Below are 1,891 nucleotides of genomic sequence, written 5' to 3'. Positions count from 1 at the left end.
GCGCTGCATGAGCATGCCCTTCTGGCGCGAGGACCTCTAAGGTTTTCAAAGACCCGTACAGGTCTTACTACAAACATCTAGCTGCCATTAGATGTCTCCCATTGGGGCGGTGCGGATCTTTCGCACCGCCCCATTCATGTTTAATGACGCTAAATGAAGATCAGATAAGGTGGCCATGGATATCAAGACAATCGGTGTTGAGGAATGGCTCAACGTTTGGGAGAAGAGTGCTACCTGGGATATCGCTCAGTCGACGATCTCGTCGCTGACCATGGGCGAGCTTCGCGCACTGGACGAGCAGGACGGCGCCACGTTCTACGAGCGCCTGGATCGCGAGAAGATGAACTACGGCTGGATCGAGGGATCGCCGGAATTTAAGGCCGAGGTCGCCAAGCTGTATCGTCGCGATGTCAATCCCGATCACATTTTGCAGACCAATGGCTGCACGGGCGCCAACCTCAACGCCATCATGGCCGTTGTGGAGCCCGGCGATCACGTGATTGCCGAGTGGCCTACCTATGCGCCGCTCTACGAGATTCCGCGTACGCTGGGTGCCGAGGTCGAGTATTGGGAGCTCCGCGAGGAGCTCGGCTGGAAGCCCGATATCGATGAGCTCAAGCGCTTGGTGCGCCCCAACACCAAGCTCATCTGCATCAATAACGCATCGAACCCCATCGGTACGGTGCTCGATGCCGATATGCTCGGCCAGATTGCCGAGATCGCCCGTTCGGCTGGCGCCTATGTGCTGTGCGACGAGGTGTACCTGCCGCTTGAGAACACCAAGGCCTTTATGTCGATGGCCGACATGTACGAGAAGGCCATTGTCACCAACTCGGTGTCCAAGACCTATTCGACGCCTGCGGCCCGCGTGGGCTGGGTCGTGGCCGACGAAGAGGTGTCCAACCGCATCCGCACCTACCGCGACTACACCATGATCTGCGGCGGCGTGTTCAACGATGCCCTGGCGACATACGTGCTCGAGCACAAGGACAAGATTCTCGAGCGCAATCGCAAGATCGTGTTTGGCAACCGCGATATCGCGCAGGCTTGGATCGATACGCAGCATCGCGTTTCCTGGACGGCCCCGCAGGGAATATCCACCTCGTTTATCCAGCTGGATATTCCCGAGGATGACGAGGAATTCTGTAAGCGCCTGTTGGCCGAGAGGGGAGTGCTGCTGGTCCCCGGTAGCCGCTTTGAGCTTCCCTGCGGCGCACGCCTGGGCTACTGCGCGAGCGAAGACGTTCTTCGCGAGGGCCTGAGGCTTTTGGGCGAGGCACTGACGGAGTTCGATCGCTAGGGTTCCGACGATCTTCGAGGGCCTTATCCAAATTGGCCGAAGATAATCGAAAACGGACCCGTTTCCCTAGGGGAAGCGGGTTCGTTTTTCTATACCGAGAAGTCAAGTTGTTACAAATGGGGCCGTAAAGCGAGCCGGTATCCGCTGGGCCTTATACTGAGCTTCCGGTGAACGGTATCAAGCGTCTGGTAAACGGTAATTTGTTTATCAGAAATGAATAGGACAAACTTTTTTCTGAATAAAAATGAAAATGGTTGGGACGCGGCATGAATCGCTGATTCTATTCATAGCTATATTAGAAATATGCAATTTGAGGGTGGTTTAATAAAGTTAAGTTCCATTTGCTATTTGGATTGAAAACGCGTTTTAGCACGTAAATAAACTTTATTAAATCAAAGTGTGCCATGCGTGAAGTATATGTGTATGCCGTTCACCCCTCATATAAAACCGTTCGGGGGCGAGGTGGAAGTATGGACTGATTTTGGATATAAATATGTCGTCAGCAATAACGCCTCACACGGAGGGGCGCTAACGAATCGGCCCTGACAGGGGCCCGAAAGAAAGGTAGGAGGCCATGACGAAAGGTCTGCA

Annotated in this window: 1 protein-coding gene; it reads left to right on the top strand. The window is 54.3% G+C overall.

The window, feature by feature from the left end; all coding sequences use genetic code 11:
* The first annotated feature begins 175 nt into the window (after window positions 1–175).
* The gene (locus tag DW925_RS09950; RefSeq protein WP_117584285.1) at window positions 176–1,300 is read left to right on the top strand and encodes an aminotransferase; all 1,125 of its coding nucleotides are present in this window, start codon (window positions 176–178) and stop codon (window positions 1,298–1,300) included.
* Window positions 1,301–1,891: the final 591 nt, after the last annotated feature.

The organism is Collinsella sp. AM43-1, assembly GCF_003467925.1.
Taxonomy (GTDB): Bacteria; Actinomycetota; Coriobacteriia; order Coriobacteriales; family Coriobacteriaceae; genus Collinsella.
The sequence above is the reverse complement of the archived record's forward strand: the minus strand, read 5'-3'. Positions and strand labels throughout refer to the sequence as shown.

What these genes read in the sequence shown, in the direction of transcription:
- DW925_RS09950 (WP_117584285.1), top strand. Translation starts at nt 176, where the DNA reads ATGGATATCAAGACAATCGGTGTTGAGGAATGGCTCAACGTTTGGGAG.